Here is a 20,771-nt window from a genome sequence, read left to right as displayed (position 1 = left end):
CCATGAGCAAGACAGAGTTCGACATCGTCATCGTCGGCGGTGGCCCCGGCGGCTATGTCGCCGCCATCCGCGGGGCGCAACTGGGCCTGAGCGTCGCCGTGGTCGAGGCCGCGCAACTGGGCGGCATCTGCCTCAACTGGGGATGCATTCCCACCAAGGCGCTGCTGCGATCCTCCGAGATCAACCATCTTCTGCATCATCTGGGCGAATTCGGCTTCACGGCGGATAACATCCGCTTCGACCTCGACAAGGTGGTCAAACGCTCGCGCAAGGTCGCGGGCCAGTTGTCGTCGGGCGTCGCGCACCTGCTGAAGAAGAACAAGGTGACGGTCTTCGACGGGTTCGGCAAGCTGGCCGGCAAGGACGGCGCGCGCCGTAAGGTCGCGGTCAGCAAGGACGGCAAGCCCGTCGCGACCCTGACGGCGCCGCACGTCATCCTGGCCACGGGCGCGCGGGCACGCGTCCTGCCGGGACTGGAACCCGACGGAAAGCTGATCTGGTCGTATCGCGAGGCCATGGTGCCGACCGAACTGCCGAAGCGGCTGATGGTGATCGGGTCGGGGGCCATCGGCGTGGAATTCGCGTCCTTCTACCGGAACATGGGGGCCGAGGTCACGCTGGTCGAGGTCCTGGACCGGATCCTGCCGGTCGAGGACGAGGAGATCAGCGCCCTGGCCCACAAGGCTTTCCTGAAGCAGGGCATGACCATCCTGACCGGGGCGAAGCTCGGCGCCGTCCGCAAGAACGGCGACAGCGTCACCGTCCCGGTCGAGGCCGGCGGCAAGAGCCAGGAGATTACGGTCGATCGCGTCATCTCGGCGGTGGGCATCGTCGGCAACGTGGAAAATATCGGCCTGGAAGGCACGGCGATCGCGGTCGACCGGACCCACATCAAGGTCGATCCGTACTGCCGCACCGGCGAGGCCGGGGTCTACGCCATCGGCGATATCGCCGGTCCGCCGTGGCTGGCGCACAAGGCCAGCCATGAGGGCGTCCTGTGCGTCGAGGCGATCGCGGGCCACACGGTCCATCCGATCGACCCCACGAACATCCCCGGCTGCACCTACTGCCGCCCGCAGATCGCCTCGGTCGGCCTGACCGAGGCCCGGGCCAGGGAGGCGGGGCATAAAATCCGCGTCGGGCGCTTCCCCTTCATCGGAAACGGCAAGGCCATCGCCGCCGGCGAGCCCGAGGGCATGGTCAAGACCGTCTTCGACGCCGCCACCGGCGAATTGCTGGGGGCACACATGATCGGCGCCGAAGTGACCGAGATGATCCAGGGCTACGTCATCGCCAGGACGTCCGAGCTGACCGAGGCCGAACTCAAGGAAACGGTATTTCCGCATCCGACGATTTCGGAGACGATGCACGAGGCCGTCCTGGCCGCTTACGATGGCGCCCTGCATATCTGAGCAGGCGCATCCGGCGTTGGCGATCCGGGCATCGGGGTCGCTCCCCTTCCAGATGGGGCGCCTCCGCTGCTTGTGATCGTCGTCGGCCCGGCGCCGGGGATGTTTGCTTGACGCGTTCCCCGCGCCGTTCCACTTGTGAGTGTCTATTGTCCTGCTGGGTTTGCCGCCATGTCCACGCGCCTGTTGATCGACCATAGAAAAGGCGGCGTGTCCGTCCGCCATCCGGAAAAGGCGCACCGGCCCGATAATCCGATCGCGCGCAAGCCGGACTGGATTCGCGTCAAGGCCCCCACCCACCCGATTTATCACGAGACCCGGACGCTGATGCGCGAGCAGAAGCTGGTGACGGTCTGCGAGGAAGCGGCCTGCCCGAACATCGGCGAATGCTGGTCGCAGCGCCACGCCACCATGATGATTATGGGCGAGATCTGCACCCGGGCCTGCGCGTTCTGCAACGTCACCACCGGCATGCCCAACCCGCTGGATGGCGACGAACCCGCCCGGGTGGGGGACGCGGTGGCGAAGCTGGGCCTGCGTCACGTGGTCATCACGTCGGTTGACCGCGACGACCTGACCGATGGCGGCGCGCACCATTTCGCACGGGTCATCGCCGCGATCCGGGCGGCCGCGCCCGCGACGACCATTGAAATCCTGACCCCCGATTTCCTACGCAAGCCGGGCGCGCTGGAGGTTGTGGTGGCGGCGCGGCCGGATGTCTTCAACCATAATCTGGAAACCGTTCCCCGCCTGTATCCGGGCATCCGGCCCGGCGCGCGCTACTATCAGTCCCTGCGCCTGCTGGACGACGTGAAGCGCCTGGACCCGTCGATCTTCACCAAGTCGGGCCTGATGGTCGGACTGGGCGAGGAGCGGCCGGAGATCCTGCAGGTCATGGACGACCTGCGCGTCGCCGATGTCGATTTCATCACGCTGGGCCAATATCTGCAGCCGACCGTCAAGCATGCGGCGGTCCAGCATTTCGTGACGCCCGACGAATTCGCCGATTACGCGGCGATGGCCCGTGCCAAGGGCTTCCTGCAGGTCAGCGCCTCGCCGCTGACGCGGTCGTCCTATCACGCCGATTCCGATTTCGCGGAACTTCGCGCCACGCGGGAGGCAAAGCTCGCGGCCGCGCGGATCGTGGCGGAGGCGCCCTGATGCCGACCCATGCCGAACGTCGCCTGATCGCCTATTCGTCGGAGCAGCTGTTCGATCTGGTCGCCGACGTGGGCAAGTATCCGCAATTCCTGCCGTGGTGCACCAACGCACAGGTCCGCACGCGCACCGCAACCGAACTGGTCGCCGACCTGACCATCGGGTTCGGGCCGTTCCGCGAGACGTTCACCAGCCGGGTCTCCCTGGAACGGCCGTCGCGGATCCGCGTGCAGTACGAAAAGGGGCCGTTCCGCTACCTGAACAATGTCTGGACCTTCACGCCGGACCGGCAATGGTGCCTGATCGACTTCTTCGTCGAATTCGAATTCCGCTCCCGCCTGCTGCAGGCCGCGATCGGGGTCGTCTTCAACGAGGCCGTGCGCCTGATGGTGTCGGCCTTCATCCGTCGCGCCAGGGAAATCTACGGCCCGCCTGTCGGCACACCGCCGGTAAGCACCCAGCCGCCCGGCCGCATCCAGCCCGCCGGAACCGGAGGCGTCTGACGGGCGTTGCCCCCCATGTCCGGGCGTACAGGTGGCTCCGCCACCGATCCGTCGCGCGTCATGGACGGATACGACCCAGTTGAAGGAGCCCCTCCGATGAAATTGTCTTTTGGCGCGATCCTTGTCGCCACAGCGATCGTCTCGACCGCCCCGGCACTTGTTGCCGCGCCGCCGGCCCATGCGGCCAGGCACAAGCATCATATGGCCAAGGGGACCGAAAAGAAGTCCCAAGTCAGCGCGACGGAAGACCTGAACGCCAAGAGCCTCGCCGCCGCCCGCGCCGGCACGACGACGCCCACCGCGCCATCGGTCGAATCTCCCTCATCCATGACGCCGTCGGGGACCGGGGTCACGACCCCTCCGACTGCCCCGTCGCCTTCGATGCCCGGAAACGCGCCCGACGGCAACTGATCCCCCAGCCGTCCGCAATGACCGGTATCCTGAGCCTGAAGGTCGAGCATGACCTTCAGGCTCAGGATATTTTTATTCCCGGTCGCTGAAATCACGGGGCGAAACTCTGGACGTATTGGGGCGATATGACCGCGCGGCGATCCCGCCGCATTGGCAGGACACGTCCCATGCCCCGCAAACTTGCCGCCGAGTTCTTCGGTACATTCTGGCTGGTGCTGGGAGGGTGCGGCAGCGCTGTCCTGGCTGCCGCGTTTCCCGAACATGGGATCGGCTTCCTTGGCGTCGCACTCGCCTTCGGCCTGACGGTCCTGACGATGGCCTATGCGGTGGGCGGCATCTCGGGCGGGCATTTCAACCCCGCGGTGACGCTGGGCCTTGCCGTCGCAGGCCGGATCTCATGGAAGGATGTTCCCTCCTACTGGGTCGCGCAGGTTCTGGGCGGAGTGGGGGCCGCTGTGATTCTCTACCTCATCGCCTCCGGGGCACCCGGTTTCGCGGCCGGAGGGTTCGCCTCCAACGGGTATGGCGACCTGTCCCCCGGGCATTACGGGGTGCTGTCCGCCCTGGTCTGCGAAGTGACGCTGAGCGCATTCTTTCTTCTGGTCATCCTCGGATCGACCTCATCGGCCGCGCCGGCAGGCTTCGCGCCGCTCGCGATCGGGCTTGCGCTGACCCTGATCCATCTGATCTCGATCCCGGTGACCAACACATCGGTCAATCCGGCCCGCTCGACCGCCGTGGCGTTCTTCGCGCAGACCGCCGCCCTGGGCCAGCTCTGGCTGTTCTGGCTCGCGCCGCTTGCCGGCGGCGCGATCGGGGCGCTGATCTGGCGGCATCTTCTGTCCCCCGGAGAATCGCCCGGCCTGATCGGTCGGGAGCCCAGATAAGGGACGACAGGACCCTCAGGAGGATCGGACGCGCTGCCCGATCAAATTCAACGCCTGCGCCACCGCCTGTTGCCGGACCGACGTGCGATCCCCGTCGAACACACGCGACAGCGTGACCGTTTCCCCGTTTCGGCGGGCCGTCGCGAACCAGACCAGCCCGACCGGCTTGGCGGCCGATCCCCCTCCGGGTCCCGCGATGCCTGTAATGGACACCGCGATGTCCGCGCTGGGGGCATGGGCCAGCGCGCCGTCGGCCATTGCGGCGGCGGTTTCGGCGCTGACCGCGCCATGGCGGGCCACCACTACAGGATCGACGCCCAGCAGGACGGTCTTCATGGCGTTGGAATAGGTCACGAACCCACCCTCCACCACGTCGGATGATCCCGCGTGGTGGGTCAGGGCGGCAGCGACCAGGCCGCCGGTGCAGCTTTCGGCGGTGACGACCCGCAGGCCGGCCTCGCGCAGCCGGGCCAGCAGCCCGCCCGCCTGGTCCAGTGTCGCGTCGTCCAGCAGGAAGGGGGGCATGCGCGGCCTCACAGGTCAGGACAGGACAGGCAGGTAGTGGACGGCAAGCACGATCGCCGCGGCAAGCAGCCCGGCCACGACATCGTCGCCCATGATCCCCACCGAATCGTGACGCCGGTCGAACCAGCCCACCGGGCCGGGCTTGGTGATGTCGAACAGGCGGAACAGCGCGAACGCAAGCAGCAGCAACAGCACGTGCCGCCCCGACAGATGCAGGGGATCGACGGGGGCCAGGGGCAGCATGGCGATCCACATGCCCGCGACCTCGTCGATCACGATCCATCCGTGGTCCTCGCCGCCGCTGACCCGTTCGGTCGCGCGATATCCGATCCAGCAGCACAGCAGGATCGCCACCCCCATCAGGACAGGGCTGGACAGCAGCGGCACCCCGCAGACAAGGGCGGCGAGCGACCCCACCGTACCAGGAGCCTTCGGGGAAAAGCCGCAGCCGCCGAAACTGGCGATCAGGCGGGCAGGGGTCATGGCGTCGCCTCCGGCCGGGAATCGGAGGCCATGGCCTGGTAGATGGCCATGTTTTCCTCCACGCGCTGGATATATCCCCGGGTCTCGGCGAACGGAATGCTCTCGATCCAGTCCAGCATGGCGTCGGATGTCGGCGTGCCCCTGGTGGGATCGCCCAGTTGCGCCAGCCATTCGTCCGCCCGGTGCGGTCCGGCATTATAGGCGGCCAGCACGTAGGGAATCGCGCCGCCGAATTTCCGCATCAGGCGGGACAGGTAGGCCGTGCCGATCCGCATGTTCAGGACCGGGTCGACCAGGGTCGCCCCGGTGACCGGGCCGCTGGCCATGCGGGTCTGTCGCGTCACGTCCCGCGCCGCCGCGGGCAGAAGCTGCATCAGGCCGTAGGCCCCCGCCGGACTGACGATGGCGGGATCGAACCCGCTTTCCTGCCGGATGACCGCCATGACGAAGCCGGGCGGCAGAGTGTCCCCCGCCGGCGGCAGGAGCGGATCGGGGAAAACGGGGCTGGGCCATCCGGACCGCAGCAGCGCGATCCCCTCGCGCCCGGCCCGACGCGCGACGGCGACCGCGACGTCGGGCATGCCGAGCCTGAGCGCAAGCATCGCGGCCAGGGCATGCCCGGCGGGCGTATCGGTCCGGGCGTCCTGCAACAGGATGAAGTCACGCGCATGCCCCACATCCTGGCGCGCCGCCAGCCGCGCGGCCTGGATCAGGTCGCTGCCCTCGAAACGCGCCATGTCGGCGCGGGTCCAGACCGGCCCGGCCTGTTGCCGCAGCAGGTCGCGCACCCGTTCGCCGGATCGCTCCGGAAACAGCAGGGGGCTGGCTGTGTCGCCGGCCAGCCTGGACAGGGCCATCTGGCCGTAGAATGTGCCGGGCATGCGCGTCGCCTCGGTCCAGGCGGCACGCGCGGCAGGCAGGTCGCCCGCGGCCTCCAGCGCGCGGCCGGTCCAGTAGAACCCCCGGCTGCGGGAAATCAGCGCCCGGGCATCGCACAGGCGCTGGAACTGCGCTTTGGCAGCCTGCGGGTCATGCTGTCTCTGCAACAGGATCCAGCCCGTCAGAAAGCGCGCTTCATCCCGGCTGGCGGGGGGCATGTCGTCGGTGGCCGATGCCAGGGCCAGCGCTGCGTCGTCATTGCCGGCCAGCAGCATGTCATGGGCCAGCGCCTCGCGCTCGGCCCAGAAGGCGGGCAGGTGCACGCGCTGCTCCGCCGCCAGGCCGGCGCGGGTCCACACGGCGTAGGCCTCGTCGAATTGACCGGCCCGGCGCAGCCACCGGGCCTGGTCCAGGATCAGCACCGGGTCGCCGGACAGGCCGGGGGGCAGGGCGCGCAGCATATCCGGCGCGTCCGCCCGCCCGCGCCGCAACGCAAGCCGGGCCTGCGCCAGCGCCTGACGCCCGGCATCCAAGCGCCCGGCCTGCCGGGCCGCGTCATCCAGCCGCCCGGCCAGTTCCTGCCGCCCGAAGCGCGCCCATTGGTCATCGGCCGTCACGGATGCGCCGAAAGCGGCAAGGAAAATCGCTTCGTCCCTCGGCGAATCAATGCCGGCGATCCAGGCCCGCCGCGCCCTGACGGGCAGATCCGGCGGCGGCGCAGGGCGATTCGCGCAGGCGACCAGGGCCGGCGCCGAGGTCAGCGTCACCGAGGCGCAGGCATCGTCCATGCCGGGAACGGGCAACCCGGCCCCCATCAGTGCCTGAAGGCGCGCCATCATCACCGGACGTCGCGGCCATGCCGGCGTCCGGGCCAGGAAGGCCACATACTCCGCGACCGTGCCGCCCTCCGGCGACAGCAGGCGCAGATACATCTCCACCCGCGCCTCGACGTCGGCGCCCTCCACCGCGATCGGGGGCGGGGGCGCGGCCGGCGCGGCGTGCCCCCCGGCATGGAACGTGGCGAAGATCGCGACGCCCAGCCAGGCCAGGCGCCGGTATCGGCCGGACCGATCAGTCGGGGATCGGACGGTCCGCGATGTGGCGGGGAGGTGTCGTACGCGCTGCATGGGCCGGCATGACCTGATGGCGGGGAAAGGCGATCATGCCACGGAATGCCAGATTTCGCCGCCCCCCTTGACGATCAATTCCACCGCGACGCCCAGCACGATCAGCAGGCCGACCCAGGCGATCCAGCGATAGCGCTCCAGCAGGCGCGCGATCAGCGCCGCGGCAACCGCCATCATCAGCACCGACACCGCCAGGCCGATAATCAGGACCCAGACATGCTCGCCCGCGGCGCCGGCCACCGCCAGCACATTGTCCAGGCTCATCGACAGGTCGGCGATCACGATCCTGATGATCGCGGTACGCAGCGAGGTCGGCGGGCGGGGCGCACCTCCCGCATCCCCATCATGCGGGCCGTGCAGTTCGCGATACATCCGCCAGCAGACCCACAGCAGCAACAGGCCCCCCGCCAGGGTCAGGCCGATGATCGCCAGAAGCCTGACCGCGACGATGGCGAGCCCGACCCGGATCAGCGCCGCCGCCATGACACCAGACAGAATGGCCTTTCGCCGGTGATCGGCCGGCAGCCCCCGGACGGCCATTCCGATGACGACGGCGTTGTCCCCGGCCAGGGTCAGGTCGATCAGGATAACCTGCAGGAGTGAGGTGAGGGCGGAGAGCGAGAAAATATCGCTCATGGAAAGACAATCATCGGCAAAAGGATCTCGACTACGTCCTGCGGACAGGCTTGGGATAGGCGAGGATCTTGCCCGTCACCGCCGGGCCTCCGCAAGGGCGGCCATTTTCGGCAGGAGACGCGGCGGCCGAAATCGGATAAAGGGGCGGCCGCCCGCATCTGCCGACAAGAGGAAGCTGAACACGATGGTTCCGCGTTATACCCGTCCCGCCATGGCCGCCATCTGGGCGCCCGAGAACCGGTATCGCATCTGGTTCGAGATCGAGGCCCTGGCGTGCGAGGCCATGGCGCAGTACGGCGCCGTACCCGCCGAAGCCGCGCAGGTGGTGCGGGAAAAGGGCGACGCCGCAATGGCCGCGTTCTCGCAGGCCGACCTGGACCGGATCGACGAGATCGAGGCCGAGACCCGGCATGACGTCATCGCATTCCTGACGTGGCTGGCTGAAAAGATCGGGCCGGAGAGCCGCTTCGTGCATCTGGGCATGACGTCGTCCGACGTGCTCGATACCTGCCTGTCCGTGCAGCTCACGCAGGCCACCGACATTCTGCTGGCCGACCTCGACGCCGTGCTGGACGCCCTGAAGCGCCGCGCGTTCGAGCATAAATACACGATCACCATCGGCCGCAGCCACGCGATCCATGCCGAACCGACCTCGTTCGGGCTGAAGCTGGCGGGGCATTACGCCGAATTCGCCCGCAATCGCGAACGCCTGCTGAATGCGCGGGCCGAAATCGCGACCTGCGCGATTTCGGGCGCGGTGGGCACCTACGCCCATGTCGATCCGCGGGTCGAGGAATTCGTGGCCGCGCGGCTGGGCCTGGCGCCCGAGGGCGTATCGACCCAGGTCATTCCCCGCGACCGCCATGCGGCCTATTTCTGCGCGCTGGCGGTGATCGCAAGCGGGATCGAGCGCCTGGCGGTCGAGGTGCGGCATCTGCAGCGGTCCGAGGTTCGGGAGGCGGAAGAATTCTTCCATCCCGGCCAGAAGGGCTCCTCGGCGATGCCGCACAAGCGCAACCCGGTCCTGTCGGAGAATCTGACCGGCCTGGCCCGCCTGGTGCGCGCCCATGTCATCCCGGCGCTGGAGAACGTGGCCCTGTGGCATGAGCGCGACATCAGCCATTCGGCGGTCGAGCGCAACATCTGCCCCGACGGCACCATCGGCCTGGATTTCGCGCTGGTCCGGCTGGCCGGCATGATGGACAAGCTGGTGGTCTATCCGGATCGCATGATCGCCAATCTGGAAAGCCTGGGCGGAGTCGTCCATTCCGGCGAGGTCCTGCTGGCCCTGGCGCGCGCGGGCATCCTGCGCGAGGATGCGTACCGCATCGTCCAGCGCAACGCGATGGCGACCTGGACCCTGCTGGGCAAGCCCGGCGGGCGCAGCTTCCGCGAAAACCTTGCGGCAGACCCCGAGGTCGCCGGGCGCGTGGCGCCCGCGATCCTGGATGCGGCGATGAACAGCGACGCCCATCTGGGGGCGCTTGACCATACTTATGCCCGCGTGTTCGGCGAGACCGGACCATCCCGCGCGGGCTGACCCGACCGCAACCCACGGCCGCAACCGGGGCCGGGATCCAGGATAGAAGAAAGAACCGTGTGTACCATCGTCCTGTCCTTTGCCCCCGATTCCGCGTGGCCGCTTCTGGTGGCCGCAAACCGTGACGAACGCCTGGACCGCCCCTGGGACGCACCGGGGCGGCACTGGCCGGACCGGCCGGCGATCGTGGGCGGACGCGATCAGGTCGCCGGCGGGTCCTGGCTGGCCCTGAACGACAGCGGCGTCGTCGCCGGCGTCATGAACAGGGTCGGCAGCCTGGGCCCGGCGCCGGGCAAGCGTTCGCGCGGCGAACTGCCGCTGATCGCGCTGGAGCACGACAGCGCGACCGCGGCGGTGCGGACCATCGCCGCGCTGGATGCCGGGGCCTGGCGGTCGTTCAACATGCTCATCGCCGACCGCCACGCGGCGTATTACATTTCGGGACTGGGCTACGCGACGCCTGAAATCATGACGCTGGAGCCCGGCGTCCACATGGCGGCGACGACCGGGCCGGACGACATGGCCATTCCGCGCATCGGCCGCCATCTTCCCCGCTTCCGCTCGGCCGTCCGCCCCGTTCCGCCGGACTGGACGTCCTGGACCCAGCTGTTGTCCGACCGCTCGCTGCCCGCGGGCAGCGAGCTGAATATCCCGCCGCGATCGGGGTTCGGGACGTGCAGTTCCTCGGCCATCGGGGTTCCGGCGGACCGGGACGCGCCCGCCTCATGGTATTTCGCCGCCGGCGCACCAGATCGCGTGGGCTACCGCCCCATCGACCTGGGCAGGCCTGTTGCCTGAGAAGGAGGGGAAGGTTTGCATGAAAGGGAGTGGTATCTTCCGCGTGCAATCGTTGCTATGAGGCTCTCGCATTACCGAGACCGCGTTGCACGTCTCATCGGGAGGATGCCCGGGCATGCCTCCACCAGCCGTATGAAGGACGAGTATGGCCCGCCGCCGTCAGCTCTATGAAGGAAAAGCCAAGATCCTCTTCGAGGGTCCGGAACCGGGAACGCTGGTCCAGTATTTCAAGGACGACGCGACCGCCGGCAACGGCGCCAAGAAAGGGATCATCACCGGCAAGGGTGTCCTGAACAACCGGATCAGCGAGCATCTGATGCTGCGCCTCCACGATATCGGGATTCCCACCCATTTCATCCGCCGGCTGAACATGCGCGAGCAGCTGATCCGCGAGGTGGAGATCATCCCGCTTGAGGTCGTGGTCCGCAACGTCGCCGCCGGTAGCCTGGCCAAGCGCCTGGGCATCCCCGAGGGCACGCGCCTGCCCCGGACGATCATCGAATATTACTACAAGAACGATAGCCTGAACGACCCGATGGTGAGCGAGGAGCACATCACGGCATTCGGCTGGGCCTGCACGAACGACCTGGATGACATGGTCGCGCTGACCATGCGGGTGAACGATTTCCTGTCCGGCCTGTTTGTCGGCATCGGCATCACGCTGGTCGATTTCAAGCTGGAATTCGGCCGGCTGTGGGAAGGCGAGGAGATGCGTATCGTCCTGGCGGACGAGATCTCGCCGGACAACTGCCGCCTGTGGGATGCGAAGACCAGCGAGAAGCTGGACAAGGACCGCTTCCGTCGCGACCTGGGGCGGGTCGAGGAAGCATATCAGGAAGTGGCGTGGCGGCTGGGCATCCTGCCCGAAGCCACGAATTCCGACATGAAAGGGCCGGAGGTGATGCAATGAAAGTGCGCGTGACGGTCATGCTGAAGGACGGCGTGCTGGACCCGCAGGGCAAGGCCGTGGCCCATGCGCTGCATGTCCTGGGCTTCGGCGGTGTCGGCGATGTCCGCATCGGCCGTGTCATCGAACTGGAACTGGACGAGACCGATCCCGTCCAGGCCCGCGAGAAGGCGGACGCCATGGCGCGCGGCCTGCTGGCCAACCTGGTCATCGAGGATTTCGTGACGGAGGTCGTGGCATGACGACGAAACGCCCGATCCTTCTGCTTGCCGCGGGCCTGGCGTTCAGCCTGCCGGCGGGCTCGGCCCTGGCCCAGCGCGTGTCCAACCTGCAGGGCGGACGCTTCCTTCAGCTTTGCACCCGCGCGCCCAGCATCGGGATCTGCGACGCCTATATTTCCGGCCTGGCGGACGCGGTGGCGCTGACGCATGTGTATGACCGGAACGAAGGCGACAAGACCGCGCCCACCGGTTTCTGCGTGGCGTCCGGCGTGACCAGCACGGACATGCGGACCAAGGTGGTGGCCTGGCTGAAAGGCCATACGGACAAGCTGAACAGCCCCGTCGGCGGGCTGGTGTTCACCGCCCTGCACGAATCCTATCCCTGCGGCGGTAGCAAATGAAGGCGGGGATCGTCGTTTTTCCCGGGACGAACCGGGAACGGGACATGGCGATCGCACTGCGGACCGTGACCGGGCGCGCCCCGGCGATGATCTGGCATCGTGAGACCGACCTGCCGGACCTGGACCTGGTGGTGCTGGCCGGCGGATTCAGCTACGGCGATTATCTGCGCTGCGGCGCGATGGCGGCCCATGCCCCGATCATGGCGGCCATCCGGCGCTTCGCCGAGGCCGGCGGCCATGTGCTGGGGGTCTGCAACGGCTTCCAGATCCTAACCGAAACCGGCCTGCTGCCCGGCGCGCTGCTGCGTAATGCGGCGCTGCGTTTCCTGTCGCAGGATTGCCATCTGCGGGTCGAACGCAACGACACGCCCTTTACCCGCCACTGGGCCACGGGCGACGTGTTCCGCACGCCGATGGCGCATGGCGACGGAAACTACATCGCCGATGCCGACACACTCAAGGCGCTGGAGGGCGAAGGCCGCGTGGCATTCCGCTATGCCCGGCCCGATGGCCGGGTCGACCCCGGTGACAGGCTGAGCAACCCGAACGGCAGCCAGAACGCGATCGCGGGCGTGCTGAGTCCCAACCTGCGTATTTGCGGCATGATGCCGCATCCCGAAGACCTGGTTGATCCGCTGATGGGCGGAGAAGATGGAAAGCCCCTGTTCGAGGGGCTGGTGGAGGCTCTGGTCCGATGAGCAGCGGTAGCGCGGGACAGAAGCCCGTCGATCAAGCCCTGGCGCAGGAATTCGGCCTGACCGCCGAGGAATACGGCAACGTGCTGTCGATCATGGGACGCACGCCCACCCTGACCGAACTGGGCATCTTTTCGGTGATGTGGTCGGAACATTGTTCCTACAAATCGTCGCGCGTCTGGCTGAAGACCCTGCCGACTACGGCGCCATGGGTGATCCACGGCCCCGGCGAGAACGCGGGCGTCGTCGATATCGGGCAGGGCCTGGCCGCCATCTTCAAGATGGAAAGCCATAACCACCCCTCCTTCATCGAACCCTACCAGGGGGCGGCCACCGGCGTGGGCGGCATATTGCGCGACGTCTTCACCATGGGCGCGCGCCCGGTCGCCAACCTCAACGCCCTGCGTTTCGGCAGCCCGGACAATCCGCAGACCCGCCGCATCGTCGATGGCGTGGTGCGCGGCGTCGGCGGCTACGGCAACTGCGTCGGCGTGCCCACCGTGGGCGGCGAGGTCAATTTCCACCCGGCCTATGACGGCAATCCGCTGGTCAACGCCATGACGGTGGGCGTCGCGCGCCAGGACCGGATCTTCCTGTCCGCCGCGGCGGGCATCGGCAATCCGGTCGTCTATGTCGGGTCCAGGACCGGACGCGACGGGATTCACGGCGCGACCATGTCGTCGTCCGAATTCGACGAGGACGCGCTGGCCAAACGCCCGACCGTACAGGTCGGCGATCCGTTCGTGGAAAAGCTGCTGATCGAAGCCTGCCTGGAACTGATGGCGACGGACGCGATCGTGGCCATCCAGGACATGGGGGCCGCCGGCCTGACGTCCTCGTCCGTCGAGATGGCGGGCAAGGGCGGGGTGGGCATCGACCTCGACCTCGACGCCGTGCCGCAGCGCGAACGCGGCATGACCGCCTACGAAATGATGCTCTCGGAAAGTCAGGAGCGCATGCTGATCGTGATCCGGCCCGACCGGACCGAGGTGGCGCGCGCGATCTTCGACAAGTGGGAACTCGATTTCGCGGTGATCGGCCATCTGACCGATACCGGCCATATCGTGGTCCGTCATCAGGGACAGGTCGAGGCCGATATCCCGCTGGACCCGCTGGCCGACCAGGCGCCGATCTATCGCCGACCGACTGCGCCGTCGCCCGCCCCGGCGCCGCTCGGCCCCATCACCGACCCGCTCGGGATCGAGCAGGCGCTGATCCGCCTGATCGGCTGCCCCGACCTGGCGTCGCGCGCCTGGGTGTGGAACCAGTACGACAGCACGGTCGGCGGGCAGACGGTCAAGCGTCCCGGCGCTGCGGATGCCGCGATCGTCAAGATCGAGGACACGTCCATCGGCCTGGCGCTGACCACGGATTGCACGCCGCGCTATTGCCGCGCCGACGCGCGTCTCGGCGGGGCCCAGGCGGTGGCCGAGGCGTGGCGCAATATCGTCGCGACCGGCGCGCGCCCGCTGGCGGTGACCGACAACCTCAACTTCGGATCGCCGGAAAAGCCCGAGGTGATGGGCCAGTTCGTCTCGGCCATCGAAGGCATGGGCGAGGCCTGCCGCGCGCTGGACTTCCCGGTCGTCAGCGGCAATGTCTCGCTCTACAACGAAACGCGGGCGCCGGACGGATCGTCGGTCTCGATCCTGCCGACGCCGGCCATCGGCGGCCTGGGCGTGCTGGACGATGTCAACGCGGCGATCGGCCTGTCCATGCCGGCCGATTGCACGCTCGTCCTCGTGGGGGCGACGACCGGGGAACTGGGCCAGTCGCTGTGGCTGCGCGAGGTGCATGGGCGCGAGGACGGGCCGCCACCGGCACTCGACCTGGCGGCCGAACGTCGGAATGGCGACTTCGTCCGCGCGCAGATCCTGGCCGGCGCCATCGTGGCGTGTCACGATATCGCCGATGGCGGCCTGCTGGTCACCCTGGCGGAAATGGTCATGGCCGGCGATGTCGGTTGCGTTCTGCTGGCCCCGCAATCGGGCATGCGGCCCGAGGCCTTCTGGTTCGGCGAGGATCAGTCACGATATGTTGTAGCGGTCCGCGACGTGGACGCCTTTACCCTGGCTGCAACGCAGGCAGGCGTGGCGATTCGGGTTTTGGGCCATTCGGGGGGCAACGGTTTGACATTGCCCACGGGCGCTACAATATCAATAGCACGGCTGAATGCGGTCAATTCGGCGTTTTTTCCTGCCTTGATGGACCAGTAGGCTAACGCGCCGAAAAGAGGAGTTCCCCGCCGATGGCAATGACGGCACAGGAAGTTGAAGACTATATCCGCACCGCGTTGCCGGACGCCTCGATCACCATCGAGGATCTGGCCGGTGATGGCGACCATTATGCCTGCACGGTGGTCTGCGAATCCTTTCGCGGACTGTCGCGCGTGCGCCAGCATCAGATCGTGTACACGGCGTTGCAGGGCCACATGGGGGGCAAGCTCCATGCCCTGGCGCTGCAGACCAGTGCTCCGGACCGATAAGACGGCCCGATAAGACAGAGCAATCGTGCGGCCGCCCCGGCCGCCCTTCGGACAGGACCGAACCATGGCTGACACCATTACCCAGCGTATCCAGAACGAGATCGATACGAACCCCATCATGCTGTACATGAAGGGCAATGCCCTGTTCCCGCAGTGCGGCTTCTCGGCCCGGGTGGTGCAGGTCCTGACCCAGATGGGCGTCCCGTTCCAGACCGCCAACGTTCTGGATGACCCGGAACTGCGCCAGGGGATCAAGGATTTCTCGAACTGGCCGACGGTGCCGCAGCTCTATGTCAAGGGCGAGTTCATCGGCGGCTGCGACATCGTGACCGAGATGTTCCAGTCCGGCGAACTGGAAAAGCTGTTCGAGGAAAAAGGCATCGTTGCCGCCTCGGCGTAAGAGTACACCGCCTCAGGGGCCGGAAAGGACGGATCGGATATTCATCCGGTCCGTTTTTTTGTACCATCCCGCAATGTGCCTCTTGTCGCCGCACCGGGCTTTCGCCTAGCCTTGAATGACCGGGTGGATGATGAGGACAACGATGTTTCAGGTCGAGATCAGGAAAATCGCCTTGTGCGTGGTCGGAACAGCGACCCTACTGATGACGGTGGGAACCCATTCGGCGCAAGCGCAGCATCTGGTCACCGATTATGAAGCAGGCCGTCTGACGCTCGACGCCCTGACGGCCGCGCCGCCGCCGGTCAGGCATGTCGTCTATCGCCGGTCCGGCCACGCCATGCCGGCCCTGGTTCATCGCGCCTCGGCCACCTCGACCGTCCACAGCCGGGGCCTGGTGCATAATATCGTCTTCCATCCGCATGCCGCCGCGCATCATGCCGCGCGCAAGGGACATCACCGGACCTGATCCGGTTTCTCCTTATTCCAGCCTGAATGCGTCCGCGATCTGGTGCACGGCGTTGTCCGCCGTCACCACGATGACGTCGAAACGCATTTCATCATAAACCCATCCGGGGTTTTCGGCACACAGCATGGACGCCGCGTCGATCAGACGGCGAATCTGGCGGGTGCCGAGACTGGAGGCGGCCTGCGAGAATGTCGGGCGGCATTTGACCTCGACAAAAATCATCATCCCACCCCGCGCGGCAATCAGGTCGATTTCACCCCACGGGGTGCGCGCACGATGTTTCAGGATTGTCCAGCCTTCACCCGCAAGTTTCTCCATTGCGACCTGTTCGGCATGTCGACCGCGCCGGTACGAGGCCGCCCCTGCAAGACGCCGTGAATTTACCATGCCCTGTTCTTGCCGCCTGAACGCCATCGGGTCATGACGGTGGCCCATCAGGGTGGATTCGGCAATCCTGTCGGGCTGTATCTTGGATCGAAATGGTTTCATGTTTCCCATGTACTGGCGGACGTTCCTGTATGTTGTGCTGGCGGCCCGGGTGGTCGTTGCGGGGACGGTCAGCCTGCATGTCCTGCTGACGAAACGCGACGTCGGGGCGTCCATCGGCTGGATCGGGATCGCGGTGCTGATGCCGTTCACCGGCGGCGTGCTTTACGCCATGTTCGGGATCAATCGCGTCCATCGGCGGGCGCGCAAGCTGATCGGGCGGCAATCCTGGCACAGCCGCACCCTGACCTCGCGCTGGAAGCGGGCGGAGCAGGGCAGCTTCGCCCCGCTGGCGGACATGGTCGGCAAGCTGACCGGACGCCCGCTGATGGCGGGGAACAGCGTCCGCATGCTGCATGACGGGGACGAAGCCTATCCGCAGATGCTCGAGGCCATCGCGAACGCCACCACCAGCATATTGCTGTGTTCCTACATCTTTCGTGACGACAAGGTGGGCACGCGGTTCGTGACGGCCCTGGTCGCCGCCCATCGGCGGGGCGTCGCCGTGCGCGTGCTGGTCGACGGCATCGGCAGCGGTTACTTCCGCTGCCCCGTGGCCCGCGCACTGCACGGCGCGGGCGTCCCGGTCGGGCGCTTCATGCATTCGATGCTGCCGTGGCGCATGCCGTTCATCAACATGCGTAACCACAGGAAGATCCTGGTGGTGGACGGGCGCGTGGGCTTCATGGGCGGGCTGAATATCGGGGAGGAAAACCAGGTCGCAAGCCGGCCCGCCCATCCGGTCTCGGACACGCATTTCCATGTCGAGGGGCCGGTCATCCATCAGTTGACCGAGGCGTTCGCCCAGGACTGGTCCTTCACGTCCGGCGAGGATCTGCATGCCGCCCCGTTCTTTCCGGACGTGACCCAGAGCGGCGAGACCCTGACGCGCATCGTCACCGCCGGCCCGGATTCCGACCTTGAGAAAATCGAATACACGATGCTGCAGGCCATCACCCTGGCCCGGCGTTCCGTACGCCTGATGACACCCTATTTCCTGCCGGGCGAACGCTTCCTGACGGAGCTGGCCCTGGCGGCGCTGCGCGGGGTCGAGGTCGACATCGTCGTTCCCCGCCGCAGCAACCACACCCTGATCGACTGGGCGCGGGCGGCCAACCTGCCGCGTTTCCTGGATTCAGGCTGCCGGGTCTGGCAGGCGAGTCCACCGTTCAATCACTCGAAACTGATGGTGGTGGACCGGCACTGGACGTTCGTCGGCAGTTCCAATCTCGACGTGCGAAGCCTGCGGCTGAATTTCGAAATCAACCTGGAAGCCTATGACGACGCGCTGGCCGCCATGATCGACGATTTCGTCATCCATCACCGGCATGATCGCCTGACCCATCACGACCTGGACCGACGCCGCCTGCCGATCCGGATCCGCGATGCCGGGGCGCGGCTGCTTCTGCCTTACTTGTAGCCCGACAGTTCCAGCCGGACGGTGATCGGGCGATGATCGGACACGTAATTGTCCAGCACGCGGGCCTCGGTGCAGCTCAGCCCCCGGACCAGGCAGCGGTCGATGCGGATGGGCACCATGTCGGCCATGCGATGGGTCGGCGCCCGTGGGCCGACATCGCGGAAATGGGGCATCATGGTCGGCCCGACCAGGTTGAAATCGCCCAGGACGGCCGCGTGCGGGGGCAGGATCTCCGCAATGCGGCGCAACTGCCGCCGGTTCATGATCTGGCCGTGCGACAGATGGACATTCGCAACCGAAAAGGTGAACGGCGCGCATTCGATCATCTGGGCGACGCGCCTGACCAGCGGGCCTGACGGCAGCGTGCAGGCCAGAGGGGGGCGGCGAAAGGGCCACGGGCTCCAGCACGCGACGCCGTGGATCCTGCCGGGCAACGGGGCGCGGGCATAATAGCCGCCGATCAGGTCGGGCAGGGCGTCGAAATCGGACGTCGCCTCCTGCATCAGCAACAGGTCGGGTGTCTCCTCCTCGATCAGGTGGATGACGTCGCGCGGCGTGGCGCCCACCCGCCGCAGCAGGTTCCAACTGACGATCTTGCGTTCGGACCCGCTGGCGGTCGCGGGCAGGTGGATCGGGCGCGGCCGCGTGCCCGGAGGCAGCGGCACCGAAACATGCGAAAAAGGGTGGGCGCGGGTCATGATTCGAAAAAAGGCTCCTGTAACGGGGTGCCATGTCGTGCGCGGCCGGACCCGTTGGCGGCGAATTCCGCCGTCAGCGTATAGCCGACGCCCAACAGCACCGGCCCGAGGAAGATCCCCAATCCCCCGAACGTCCACACCCCGCCCAGGACACCCAGAACCGTCAGCAGATAGGGCAACTGCGCGCCGCGCGAGATGAACATGGGGCGGATGATATGATCCGCACCGGAGATAATGGCGATTCCATAGACGATCAGGAAGACGCCCCAGCCGACATGATGGGACAGAAGCAGGGCGACAGCCCCCGGAATCCAGATCAGCGGGGCGCCGATGGGCAGGACGGCGACGAACGCCGCGATCCCGCCGAACAGAACGGGGTACGGCAGGCCGGTGATCGCGAACCCGATCCCGGTCAGGAGGCCCTGGACGATGGCGGTTCCCAGGATTCCGTAGACCGTGCCCCTGATCGTCCGCCCGATGATGTTCAGGATGCGGTCGGCATAGGACCCGGCAATCCGCCGGATGATCGCGGCGAAGGTCGCACCGAGCGAATCCCCGCCCAGCCAGAAGAAGAACGCGATGAACAGCGCCATGCCCAGATGGGCCAGGCCACTTGCGATCAGCATCAGCCCGGCAAGCATGGATTGCGCGATGCTGCCGGCATAGGGCCGGATCATGCGTTCGGCATGCCCCAGGTCGGTTCCCCACTGGGTCCAGGTCTCGGCCAGGTCGTGGCCGAAATGCGGAATGCGCGACAGCCAGAGGGGCGGCGGGGGCAAATGGACCGATTGCGTCACCGTGGCCACCAGATTCTCGATGGTTCCCGGCAGATCGGCGATGCTGCTGGACACCACCAGGCCGAAAGGCAGGACCACGACCAGCGCCGACAGGATGGTCATGCCCATCGCGGCCACGACCGGACTGGACCGCTGGCGCATCCGGACATGGATCGGCCAGGTCGAGAATGTCAGGATCGCCGCCCACAGCAGCGCGGACATGAACGGATAGAGGATGGCGCCGCACCCGAAGGCCACTCCGCCCAGCAACAACCCCATCATGATGCGTTCGGCCATGCGCTCCCGCCATTCCGTCCGGTGCCGGACGGTATCCGGCATGATCTGATGATGTGGCAGACCGGCAGGGCGGTAAAGACCCGCTTGCGCCGCCTCCGTCGTTCGTGCGCGGTCGTGATGCCCCACGCCCGGCGTTCGACGCCAGTTGATCGCGGCACGTACGCTCCGGTAAGGACATGGGCTGACCGGTCGATGGTGCGTGTCTGTCGCGCGCCGAACCGGCGAGGGACCCGCGCATGCATCCTCTGATTTCGCCGGCCCGGCTTCTGGAGGGCCTGTCCTCGTCCAGCCTGGTCGTCCTGGATGCCACGCTTGCCTTGCCGGGCGAGAATTTCGACCCCCTGCAGCGATTCGGCCAGGCCCGGATCCCCGGCGCCAGGTATTTCGACATCGAGCTGTTCTCCGATCCCGATTCGACCCTGCCGCACATGATCCCGTCGCAGGCCCGATTCGAACGGCTGGCGCGGGGGCTGGGGATCGGCGGTAATTCCCACATCGTCTTCTACGATCAGGGCAACGCGGCGTCGGCGGCGCGCGCATGGTGGCTGGCCGGACTGTTCGGACTGGACCGGGTGCAGGTGCTCGACGGCGGCCTGCCGGCATGGCTGCGCGCCGGGGGGGCGGTGCAGGCCGGCCCGGTACAGGCGGACACCACCCCGGAAGGGACAGGCCCCGCCGACACGGCCACCGCCTTCCGGGCCGCCCCCCGCTTCGGGCGGGTGTACGGGCTGGGCGACATGAAGGACGTCGTCGGACGGGACGATGTGCTGATCCTCGACGCGCGATCGCGGGGCCGGTTCGACGGCACGGCGGCCGAACCGCGCGCCGGCCTGCCATCGGGCCATATGCCCGGCGCGGCCAGCCTGCCGTACGGCGACCTGCTGGATGAAGACCGGGCATTCCTGCCTGGCCCGGTGCTGCGGGAGCGTTTCATCCGGGCCGGCGTCACCGACGACCGGCTGGCGATCACGACATGTGGCTCCGGTGTGTCGGCCTCCGTCCTCTCGCTGGGGCTTGCGGCATGCGGCTGGACGTCGCATGCGCTCTATGACGGGTCGTGGACCGAATGGGCCTCGACGCCCGGCGTGCCGATCGAGACCGGGCCGGGGCGGAGGGAAACGGCGTGACGTTCGACCGGGAGTCCTTGCACCGACAGGTCTCGC

Annotated in this window: 24 protein-coding genes; 16 read left to right on the top strand and 8 right to left on the bottom strand. The window is 67.2% G+C overall.

The features are described 5' to 3' along the window. Nucleotides 1-2: 2 nt before the first annotated feature. From lpdA to HLH21_RS10545, 3 genes are all read left to right on the top strand, one after another. On the top strand, nucleotides 3-1,412 hold the full coding sequence (lpdA, locus tag HLH21_RS10555) for a dihydrolipoyl dehydrogenase (RefSeq protein ID WP_182943722.1): 1,410 nt from the start codon (nucleotides 3-5) through the stop codon (nucleotides 1,410-1,412). A 168-nt stretch (nucleotides 1,413-1,580) separates the two neighbouring features. Then, on the top strand, nucleotides 1,581-2,570 hold the full coding sequence (gene lipA / locus HLH21_RS10550) for a lipoyl synthase (RefSeq protein WP_182943721.1): 990 nt from the start codon (nucleotides 1,581-1,583) through the stop codon (nucleotides 2,568-2,570). After that, nucleotides 2,570-3,070: a type II toxin-antitoxin system RatA family toxin gene (locus HLH21_RS10545; protein WP_246379595.1), complete on the top strand. Its 501-nt coding sequence runs from the start codon at nucleotides 2,570-2,572 to the stop codon at nucleotides 3,068-3,070. Before lipA ends, HLH21_RS10545 begins: the two co-directional genes overlap by 1 nt. Before the next feature lie 197 nt (nucleotides 3,071-3,267). Here the strand turns inward: HLH21_RS10545 and HLH21_RS10540 are convergent, their stop codons facing one another. Further along, on the bottom strand, nucleotides 3,268-3,576 hold the full coding sequence (locus HLH21_RS10540; RefSeq protein ID WP_182943720.1) for a hypothetical protein: 309 nt from the start codon (nucleotides 3,574-3,576) through the stop codon (nucleotides 3,268-3,270). A 72-nt stretch (nucleotides 3,577-3,648) separates the two neighbouring features. Between HLH21_RS10540 and aqpZ the strand changes: the two genes are divergently transcribed. After that, nucleotides 3,649-4,368 carry an aquaporin Z gene (gene aqpZ, locus HLH21_RS10535; RefSeq protein ID WP_182943719.1) on the top strand — a complete coding sequence of 240 codons (720 nt, stop codon included), beginning with the start codon at nucleotides 3,649-3,651 and terminating at the stop codon, nucleotides 4,366-4,368. Nucleotides 4,369-4,383: 15 nt separating this feature from the next. Here aqpZ and HLH21_RS10530 read toward each other — a convergent pair whose 3' ends face one another. The 4 genes from HLH21_RS10530 to HLH21_RS10515 are packed head-to-tail and all read right to left on the bottom strand — an operon-like array spanning nucleotide 4,384 to nucleotide 8,018. Further along, nucleotides 4,384-4,893 (bottom strand): CinA family protein, encoded by a 510-nt coding sequence (locus tag HLH21_RS10530; RefSeq protein ID WP_182943718.1) that lies wholly within the window; start codon nucleotides 4,891-4,893, stop codon nucleotides 4,384-4,386. A 15-nt stretch (nucleotides 4,894-4,908) separates the two neighbouring features. Continuing rightward, complete coding sequence (locus HLH21_RS10525) at nucleotides 4,909-5,376, bottom strand: phosphatidylglycerophosphatase A family protein (RefSeq protein WP_182943717.1); 468 nt, start codon at nucleotides 5,374-5,376, stop codon at nucleotides 4,909-4,911. Further along, nucleotides 5,373-7,382, bottom strand: coding sequence for a lytic transglycosylase domain-containing protein (locus tag HLH21_RS10520; RefSeq protein WP_182943716.1), 2,010 nt, complete (start codon nucleotides 7,380-7,382; stop codon nucleotides 5,373-5,375). The genes HLH21_RS10525 and HLH21_RS10520 overlap by 4 nt, the downstream gene beginning before the upstream one ends. A 33-nt stretch (nucleotides 7,383-7,415) precedes the next feature. Further along, entirely contained in the window at nucleotides 7,416-8,018 is a 603-nt protein-coding gene (locus tag HLH21_RS10515) for a YjbE family putative metal transport protein (RefSeq protein WP_182943715.1), read from the bottom strand. 184 nt (nucleotides 8,019-8,202) lie between these two features. On the opposite strand from HLH21_RS10515, the gene purB reads away from it, so the two are divergent. From purB to HLH21_RS10465, 10 genes are all read left to right on the top strand, one after another. Continuing rightward, nucleotides 8,203-9,558, top strand: coding sequence for an adenylosuccinate lyase (gene purB / locus HLH21_RS10510; protein ID WP_182943714.1), 1,356 nt, complete (start codon nucleotides 8,203-8,205; stop codon nucleotides 9,556-9,558). A 57-nt stretch (nucleotides 9,559-9,615) separates the two neighbouring features. Beyond that, nucleotides 9,616-10,356 carry an NRDE family protein gene (locus HLH21_RS10505; protein WP_182943713.1) on the top strand — a complete coding sequence of 247 codons (741 nt, stop codon included), beginning with the start codon at nucleotides 9,616-9,618 and terminating at the stop codon, nucleotides 10,354-10,356. A gap of 145 nt (nucleotides 10,357-10,501) precedes the next feature. Next, nucleotides 10,502-11,266, top strand: a complete 765-nt coding sequence (gene purC / locus HLH21_RS10500; RefSeq protein WP_182943712.1) for a phosphoribosylaminoimidazolesuccinocarboxamide synthase — start codon at nucleotides 10,502-10,504, stop codon at nucleotides 11,264-11,266. After that, nucleotides 11,263-11,505: a phosphoribosylformylglycinamidine synthase subunit PurS gene (gene purS / locus HLH21_RS10495; RefSeq protein ID WP_182943711.1), complete on the top strand. Its 243-nt coding sequence runs from the start codon at nucleotides 11,263-11,265 to the stop codon at nucleotides 11,503-11,505. Before purC ends, purS begins: the two co-directional genes overlap by 4 nt. Continuing rightward, complete coding sequence (locus tag HLH21_RS10490) at nucleotides 11,502-11,885, top strand: Rap1a/Tai family immunity protein (protein ID WP_182943710.1); 384 nt, start codon at nucleotides 11,502-11,504, stop codon at nucleotides 11,883-11,885. Before purS ends, HLH21_RS10490 begins: the two co-directional genes overlap by 4 nt. Further along, entirely contained in the window at nucleotides 11,882-12,583 is a 702-nt protein-coding gene (purQ, locus tag HLH21_RS10485) for a phosphoribosylformylglycinamidine synthase subunit PurQ (protein ID WP_182943709.1), read from the top strand. Before HLH21_RS10490 ends, purQ begins: the two co-directional genes overlap by 4 nt. After that, a complete protein-coding gene (gene purL / locus HLH21_RS10480; protein WP_182943708.1) occupies nucleotides 12,580-14,796 on the top strand; it encodes a phosphoribosylformylglycinamidine synthase subunit PurL in 2,217 nt (738 codons plus the stop codon). Before purQ ends, purL begins: the two co-directional genes overlap by 4 nt. 32 nt (nucleotides 14,797-14,828) lie before the next feature. Next, the gene (locus tag HLH21_RS10475) at nucleotides 14,829-15,065 is read left to right on the top strand and encodes a BolA/IbaG family iron-sulfur metabolism protein (protein ID WP_182943707.1); all 237 of its coding nucleotides are present in this window, start codon (nucleotides 14,829-14,831) and stop codon (nucleotides 15,063-15,065) included. Nucleotides 15,066-15,129: 64 nt separating this feature from the next. Beyond that, complete coding sequence (gene grxD, locus HLH21_RS10470; protein ID WP_182943706.1) at nucleotides 15,130-15,465, top strand: Grx4 family monothiol glutaredoxin; 336 nt, start codon at nucleotides 15,130-15,132, stop codon at nucleotides 15,463-15,465. A gap of 127 nt (nucleotides 15,466-15,592) precedes the next feature. Further along, on the top strand, nucleotides 15,593-15,931 hold the full coding sequence (locus tag HLH21_RS10465) for a hypothetical protein (protein WP_246379593.1): 339 nt from the start codon (nucleotides 15,593-15,595) through the stop codon (nucleotides 15,929-15,931). Between the two features lie 12 nt (nucleotides 15,932-15,943). Here HLH21_RS10465 and HLH21_RS10460 read toward each other — a convergent pair whose 3' ends face one another. Further along, complete coding sequence (locus tag HLH21_RS10460) at nucleotides 15,944-16,429, bottom strand: YraN family protein (RefSeq protein WP_246379591.1); 486 nt, start codon at nucleotides 16,427-16,429, stop codon at nucleotides 15,944-15,946. Between HLH21_RS10460 and cls the strand changes: the two genes are divergently transcribed. Continuing rightward, nucleotides 16,419-17,837, top strand: coding sequence for a cardiolipin synthase (cls, locus tag HLH21_RS10455; protein ID WP_182943704.1), 1,419 nt, complete (start codon nucleotides 16,419-16,421; stop codon nucleotides 17,835-17,837). The genes HLH21_RS10460 and cls overlap by 11 nt on opposite strands. On the opposite strand, the gene HLH21_RS10450 is transcribed toward cls, so the two are convergent. Then, nucleotides 17,828-18,535: an endonuclease/exonuclease/phosphatase family protein gene (locus HLH21_RS10450; RefSeq protein WP_182943703.1), complete on the bottom strand. Its 708-nt coding sequence runs from the start codon at nucleotides 18,533-18,535 to the stop codon at nucleotides 17,828-17,830. The two genes, cls and HLH21_RS10450, sit on opposite strands and share 10 nt — an antisense overlap. Further along, nucleotides 18,532-19,608, bottom strand: coding sequence for an AI-2E family transporter (locus HLH21_RS10445; RefSeq protein ID WP_182943794.1), 1,077 nt, complete (start codon nucleotides 19,606-19,608; stop codon nucleotides 18,532-18,534). Before HLH21_RS10445 ends, HLH21_RS10450 begins: the two co-directional genes overlap by 4 nt. A 236-nt stretch (nucleotides 19,609-19,844) precedes the next feature. Between HLH21_RS10445 and HLH21_RS10440 the strand changes: the two genes are divergently transcribed. Next, a complete protein-coding gene (locus tag HLH21_RS10440; protein ID WP_182943702.1) occupies nucleotides 19,845-20,735 on the top strand; it encodes a sulfurtransferase in 891 nt (296 codons plus the stop codon). The last annotated feature ends 36 nt before the right edge of the window (nucleotides 20,736-20,771 follow it).

The sequence above is a fragment of the Gluconacetobacter johannae genome (assembly GCF_014174305.1).
Lineage (GTDB): Bacteria > Pseudomonadota > Alphaproteobacteria > Acetobacterales > Acetobacteraceae > Gluconacetobacter > Gluconacetobacter johannae.
This window is presented reverse-complemented; position numbering and strand designations above follow the sequence as displayed.

What these genes read in the sequence shown, in the direction of transcription:
- lpdA (WP_182943722.1), top strand. Translation starts at nt 3, where the DNA reads ATGAGCAAGACAGAGTTCGACATCGTCATCGTCGGCGGTGGCCCCGGC.
- lipA (WP_182943721.1), top strand. Translation starts at nt 1,581, where the DNA reads ATGTCCACGCGCCTGTTGATCGACCATAGAAAAGGCGGCGTGTCCGTC.
- HLH21_RS10545 (WP_246379595.1), top strand. Translation starts at nt 2,570, where the DNA reads ATGCCGACCCATGCCGAACGTCGCCTGATCGCCTATTCGTCGGAGCAG.
- aqpZ (WP_182943719.1), top strand. Translation starts at nt 3,649, where the DNA reads ATGCCCCGCAAACTTGCCGCCGAGTTCTTCGGTACATTCTGGCTGGTG.
- HLH21_RS10530 (WP_182943718.1), bottom strand. Translation starts at nt 4,893, where the DNA reads ATGCCCCCCTTCCTGCTGGACGACGCGACACTGGACCAGGCGGGCGGG.
- HLH21_RS10525 (WP_182943717.1), bottom strand. Translation starts at nt 5,376, where the DNA reads ATGACCCCTGCCCGCCTGATCGCCAGTTTCGGCGGCTGCGGCTTTTCC.
- HLH21_RS10520 (WP_182943716.1), bottom strand. Translation starts at nt 7,382, where the DNA reads ATGCAGCGCGTACGACACCTCCCCGCCACATCGCGGACCGTCCGATCC.
- HLH21_RS10515 (WP_182943715.1), bottom strand. Translation starts at nt 8,018, where the DNA reads ATGAGCGATATTTTCTCGCTCTCCGCCCTCACCTCACTCCTGCAGGTT.
- purB (WP_182943714.1), top strand. Translation starts at nt 8,203, where the DNA reads ATGGTTCCGCGTTATACCCGTCCCGCCATGGCCGCCATCTGGGCGCCC.
- purC (WP_182943712.1), top strand. Translation starts at nt 10,502, where the DNA reads ATGGCCCGCCGCCGTCAGCTCTATGAAGGAAAAGCCAAGATCCTCTTC.
- purS (WP_182943711.1), top strand. Translation starts at nt 11,263, where the DNA reads ATGAAAGTGCGCGTGACGGTCATGCTGAAGGACGGCGTGCTGGACCCG.
- HLH21_RS10490 (WP_182943710.1), top strand. Translation starts at nt 11,502, where the DNA reads ATGACGACGAAACGCCCGATCCTTCTGCTTGCCGCGGGCCTGGCGTTC.
- purQ (WP_182943709.1), top strand. Translation starts at nt 11,882, where the DNA reads ATGAAGGCGGGGATCGTCGTTTTTCCCGGGACGAACCGGGAACGGGAC.
- purL (WP_182943708.1), top strand. Translation starts at nt 12,580, where the DNA reads ATGAGCAGCGGTAGCGCGGGACAGAAGCCCGTCGATCAAGCCCTGGCG.
- HLH21_RS10475 (WP_182943707.1), top strand. Translation starts at nt 14,829, where the DNA reads ATGGCAATGACGGCACAGGAAGTTGAAGACTATATCCGCACCGCGTTG.
- grxD (WP_182943706.1), top strand. Translation starts at nt 15,130, where the DNA reads ATGGCTGACACCATTACCCAGCGTATCCAGAACGAGATCGATACGAAC.
- HLH21_RS10465 (WP_246379593.1), top strand. Translation starts at nt 15,593, where the DNA reads ATGATGAGGACAACGATGTTTCAGGTCGAGATCAGGAAAATCGCCTTG.
- cls (WP_182943704.1), top strand. Translation starts at nt 16,419, where the DNA reads ATGTTTCCCATGTACTGGCGGACGTTCCTGTATGTTGTGCTGGCGGCC.
- HLH21_RS10460 (WP_246379591.1), bottom strand. Translation starts at nt 16,429, where the DNA reads ATGGGAAACATGAAACCATTTCGATCCAAGATACAGCCCGACAGGATT.
- HLH21_RS10450 (WP_182943703.1), bottom strand. Translation starts at nt 18,535, where the DNA reads ATGACCCGCGCCCACCCTTTTTCGCATGTTTCGGTGCCGCTGCCTCCG.
- HLH21_RS10445 (WP_182943794.1), bottom strand. Translation starts at nt 19,608, where the DNA reads ATGGCCGAACGCATCATGATGGGGTTGTTGCTGGGCGGAGTGGCCTTC.
- HLH21_RS10440 (WP_182943702.1), top strand. Translation starts at nt 19,845, where the DNA reads ATGCATCCTCTGATTTCGCCGGCCCGGCTTCTGGAGGGCCTGTCCTCG.